We start from the raw sequence: 4,985 nt of genomic DNA, 5'->3' as shown, positions 1-4,985 counted from the left end.
GATAAAAATAGAAGACGATAATATAGAATGGAACGAAATATTAAAAGAATTCTACCCTCATTTTTTGGATACGCTTAAAACGGCTGCGGAAAATATTCATAATATGAAGGATTTTTTCAACGAGGAAACGGATTTCGTATGCGAGAAATGCGGCAGGAAGATGATTAAGAGGCTCGGAAGATACGGATATTTTATAGCTTGTTCTGGATTTCCCGAATGCAAAAACGCGAAGGGAATTTCTTTCGGAGTATGCCCTAAATGTCAAGGCGATATAACTTTAAAGCGCTCCAAAAGGGGAAGAGAATTCTACGGTTGTTCCAATTATCCTAAATGCGATTTCGTAAGTTGGGATAAGCCCGTTCAAACTCCTTGTCCGAAATGCAACGGACTAATGGTTGAAAGGCAAATAAAAAACAAAGGATTATTTAAAGTTTGTATAAAAGAAGATTGCGGATATTCGGAAGAAATGTCGGAAGAGGAAAGAGAAGAATAGCCATTATTCTTATTTTTTTGTTAAATATTTTTAATATAGCTTTAGCCGAAAATATAAAATTAGATAATCTGAATATAAAACCCGAAGACTTGAAAAAAACTTTTAATCCCGTAGCGAATAAATTTAACGAAAAAACTATTACGACAATAATAATAGATGCGGGACATGGCGGAAAAGACCCTGGCTCGATTGGAATAAATAAACTGCGGGAAAAAGATATTGTTTTATCGTTTTCGTTGGAATTAAAAGAAGAATTAAAAAAAATTCTTCCGAATGTCGACATATTTCTTACTAGAGATAAAGACACTTACCCGACTTTGCAAGAAAGATATAAAATAGCGAATTCATCGGCAAAAATAAACGAAAATAAATCGAAAAACGCTTTATTTATAAGCGTTCATGCAAACGCTTCTTTAAGTCCGAAAGCGAAAGGATTCGAAGCATATTTTATAACTGCTCAAGAATCGAGCGAATATGCGAGAGCGGTTTCAATATTGGAAAACAGCGCGTTGGTTAAATTCGATAAAGTGGACGCTTCAAAATACGAGGAAAGTATTTCTCAATTAACTCATAATTATATGCTTGTAGAACAACATCAAAAAGAAAGCCGATTGCTCGCTCAATCGATAGTTGACGAAGTTTATAAAGTAAGCGGAGTTTCAAAAAGAAATAAACCCGTTCAAAACGCTTTGTTTTATGTATTGAAAGGTTCTTTAATGCCTTCCACTTTGATAGAGATTGGATTCATAACCAACGAAGAAGACGCCAAATTTATGAATACCAAAGAAACGAGAATAAAAATGGTAAAAGCTACGGCAACGGGAATAAAGAAATTTATTAAAGAATTTGAAGATACGAACGGATTTACTAAATAATTTAATCAAAAATATCAAGGAAAATAAATGAAACTCACAATTAAAAACGAAGAAATTCAAGCGTTAAATGAAAGTCCAAATCCGCAATTCCCAAAATATACATCTCAATTAATAAACTTGGCAAATCAAAACGCTCAAGGAACTAGACCCAAAGTAGTAGGACAACTTACCGAACTTTTTGAAGAATACCAAAAAAATGAAAAAGAAATTAGTATTGATACTTGGAAAAAATGGTATCTTTCTAAATATCCGAAAGCTATTAACGATTCGACAAATAAAATATACGAGCAAATTCAAAATCTAAAAAACGCTATGGAGTTGATAGATAAAAATATGATTCAAAAATGGGGGGAGGATTTAGTAATTACGAAAACATATAACGGTTTGTATGTTCAAAAAGCTATACTTTATAAAATTTCAAAAATTAAACAAACTAATTTTAGACTTGCAAAACCTGAAGAGGAATCCGCTGGGATAGACGGATATGTCGGCAATGTGGCATATTCTATAAAACCAGACACATATAAAACTATGAGCCGTTTATCAGAATCAATTAATGTTAAAATGATTTATTATACTAAAACAAAATCTGGAATTGAAATTGAATTTGAAGAATAAATAAATTTATACGGGCAAAGATTTAATAAATTTATTTTTACAAGAATAATCAAAATTAGTCTCAACATCGACATAGCCCGTTCTTATTAAATGATTATTGATAAAAGTTTTGTTGTCCAAATAAACATAACACATTAAATTATTATTTTTATCGTATTTTTGCAAGTCGTATTTCAAAAATATTTTTCGTTTATTAAATTTTTCTTTCAAATAATTAATCGCTTGAGGCTTGAAATCGTCTTTTTCTTTTATTCCAAGAAGTTTGACTTCTACTCCATTATTTAAAATAATTTTATTCGGAGAGATAACATCTTTTACGGAAAATAATTCTCTCCTTTTTTCATTTTTATTTTTGTCAATTTTAGAGCCGAATTTTAATTTTTTAATATCGATTTTTTTATCGAGTTTATGCGGGTCTAAAAATATATAAGGCAATTTGTCAAAAGAATAATCGCCGTTATTATTATCTTCCAAAAATTCAATCGTATCGCTATCAAAACTTAATTGATTTATATTTAATTTTTCTTTAATAATTGGTTCAAATTCTTTATTGATTTCGTATCCTATCGAATTTCTTCCCAAATTTTTTGCGGCTAAAGAAGTCGTTGCGCTTCCCAAAAACGGGTCGAAAATTGTCTCGCCCGCAAAAGAAAACATTTTGATTAATCTTTTAGGCAATTCTTCGGGAAACATCGCGATATGTTCGGATTGTTTTACTCCGCTAAAATTCCAATGCGAAGAAAAATATTGATTCCATTCCTCTTTTGTCATAATAGAATTTTGTTTTTGCTCCAATGTAGGCTTTGGAGATTTGCCAAGTTTTTTAAATATCAAAATAAATTCGTAATCTATTTTAAGAATTCCGTTTCGAGGATAAGGAAAACTTCCCATTACCGTTCCGCCTCCCGAAGTATTCATTGTTGTAGCTTTTTGCCAAATTATCGCGCCCATATAATCCATTTTCAAAGTTTCGCAAAATCTTATAATCTCCGTTCTTATTGGGACTACTTTATATCTGCCGTAATAAACCGAGCGTGAAAATTGGTCGCCAATATTTATACATAATCTGCAACCGTCCGATAAAACTCTATCGCATTCCATCCAAACGAGATTTAAATTATTTATATATTCTTCGTAGCTGTCGTTAAATCCTATTTGTTCGGGAGTTCCATAATCTTTTAATTGCCAATAAGGAGGCGAGGTTATAATCAATTGAACGGATTTATCGGGAATTTTATTTAGTTGTCTGCTATCGCCAAAATATATTTTATGATTAGTCATTTTGTATTTCCAATTTTTATATTATATAATAACAAATTCTAAAAGTCAATTTTTTATTTGATAAATAAATATTATAATACCGATACTGAAATTAGTAAAATATGGAGAAAAAAGTATTTGACAAATTTATAAAATTTGATTTAATATATAATATAATTAAATAAAAATTATATATTTTTTAGAGAGGAGATTTTTATTATATAAGTTAAGGAGGCTCAATATGAAAGAAGAAAATTTTAAATTAAGCGATTGTAATATCGGAAAGCAAGTGAAAAAAATTCGTTTTTCAAAAGTTTTTCTAATAGCTTTATGCATATTAGGATTGATAGTTTCTTACAGTTGTCAACGTAGAAGGACAAGAAGTCCTTATACGCCGAGCGATATCAAAACGAATAATAGACAACCGACTCCTACGGGAACTTTTTCAATTAGTCAAGCGGATAGCAATAACACCACTAATTTTATCGTAAAAACGACTAATACGGTTGGCGAAATAAAAATAGGTTTTGTTTCCGCAAATGATTATCCTTACACTGTTAGTTATGAAATCGAAGACGAAGATAAAACGGAAGCGAATAGAATAACCACGGCGGATACCAAATACACAAACGATATATTGACTATAGAAGAGAGCGGATTAAATAAAATTAGAAATTTGGATAGTTCGACTAATTTTGCAACAAAAAACATTGCAGTTAAGTTTACATTTACGGCGACAGATACGAATTTGGCTAGTAGCGTGATAGCTGATTTTCCCGTTATAGTGACATTGACTCATGCTCAAACATTTGATAGTAATGAAGCTACAAATACTTTTATTGAAACGGCTTTGAAGAAAGGTTCTGAATTAGAAGAAAAAAAAGAGGAAAGTGGTAAAATTACAGGAGGTTATTCTTACTGCTTTACCAATGGAACGCTTAAGATTGATACGGCTACCCTCCCCCTATTTACATTTGAAATAACAAATTCTATTTATACTAATAAAAGTGATACTAGCGGTAGTGGTATTACAGAATCTTCTGTAGCTAAATCCTTGTTAAAAGAACTTGCGGATAAAAGCTTAAAAGTTTCGGATGAGGTTGGCGATTCCCCTATACCAGAAATTTCAAAAAGCGTATTTTCTAAAGAGGCAACGGGAGATGATAAAAAATCCTATTCTCTAACTTATAAAGTTACTTGGGAGGATATTTATGACCTCTCTGAAACTGAAATTACGATAAAGTTTGTAAGTGTGGGAGAAGATAAATTTACAGACGATGCCCAGCCAACTCCAACGCCGCCAGAAACTACGCGGAGTAGATTTAGATTTTAGTTTTATAGAAAATTTTTGAAAATTATTAAGCCTAATTTATTCGTTATGCGGGTAAATTAGGTTTTTTTATTCGTTGATTTTTTTATTTATATATCGTAATATTAAAAAATGCTAAAATAACTCTAAAGGACTAATAATGACTGAAAAATTTCTTCCTAACAAAAAAGTATTCGTTTTCGACACAAATGTTATACTGCATGATTTTAAATCTATATTTTCGTTTGAAGAGACAAATATCGTTATTCCGATTATAGTGCTTGAAGAAGTCGATAAATTTAAAAAAGGAAGCGACACGATAAACTTTAACGCGAGAGAATTTATAAGGGAACTCGATACGCTTTCGGAAAGTAGCGAAGATAAAGATATATTTACAAACGGAGTAATTCTTCAAGCACTATAATCGGAA

Annotated in this window: 6 protein-coding genes; 5 read left to right on the top strand and 1 reads right to left on the bottom strand. The window is 30.9% G+C overall.

Features of this window, described 5'->3' with window-relative positions:
• The 3 genes from EZH24_RS07085 to EZH24_RS07075 form a co-directional block, all read left to right on the top strand.
• The coding region (locus EZH24_RS07085) for a DNA topoisomerase family protein (protein ID WP_170310847.1) at positions 1-493 on the top strand (493 nt) is incomplete at its 5' end.
• Entirely contained in the window at positions 433-1,368 is a 936-nt protein-coding gene (locus EZH24_RS07080; RefSeq protein WP_137998424.1) for an N-acetylmuramoyl-L-alanine amidase family protein, read from the top strand. The genes EZH24_RS07085 and EZH24_RS07080, both read left to right, overlap by 61 nt.
• A 27-nt stretch (positions 1,369-1,395) precedes the next feature.
• A complete protein-coding gene (locus tag EZH24_RS07075; RefSeq protein WP_137998423.1) occupies positions 1,396-1,986 on the top strand; it encodes an MjaI family restriction endonuclease in 591 nt (196 codons plus the stop codon).
• Between the two features lie 6 nt (positions 1,987-1,992).
• On the opposite strand, the gene EZH24_RS07070 is transcribed toward EZH24_RS07075, so the two are convergent.
• A complete protein-coding gene (locus EZH24_RS07070) occupies positions 1,993-3,267 on the bottom strand; it encodes a DNA methyltransferase (RefSeq protein ID WP_137998422.1) in 1,275 nt (424 codons plus the stop codon).
• Between the two features lie 220 nt (positions 3,268-3,487).
• Here EZH24_RS07070 and EZH24_RS07065 point away from each other — a divergent pair, with 220 nt between their 5' ends.
• Positions 3,488-4,579 carry a hypothetical protein gene (locus EZH24_RS07065; RefSeq protein WP_137998421.1) on the top strand — a complete coding sequence of 364 codons (1,092 nt, stop codon included), beginning with the start codon at positions 3,488-3,490 and terminating at the stop codon, positions 4,577-4,579.
• Between the two features lie 136 nt (positions 4,580-4,715).
• The gene (locus EZH24_RS07060) at positions 4,716-4,979 is read left to right on the top strand and encodes a PIN domain-containing protein (protein ID WP_236847107.1); all 264 of its coding nucleotides are present in this window, start codon (positions 4,716-4,718) and stop codon (positions 4,977-4,979) included.
• The last annotated feature ends 6 nt before the right edge of the window (positions 4,980-4,985 follow it).

This window comes from Brachyspira catarrhinii, from assembly GCF_005518285.1.
In the GTDB taxonomy this organism is placed as follows: Bacteria; Spirochaetota; Brachyspiria; order Brachyspirales; family Brachyspiraceae; genus Brachyspira; species Brachyspira catarrhinii.
The sequence above is the reverse complement of the archived record's forward strand: the minus strand, read 5'-3'. Positions and strand labels throughout refer to the sequence as shown.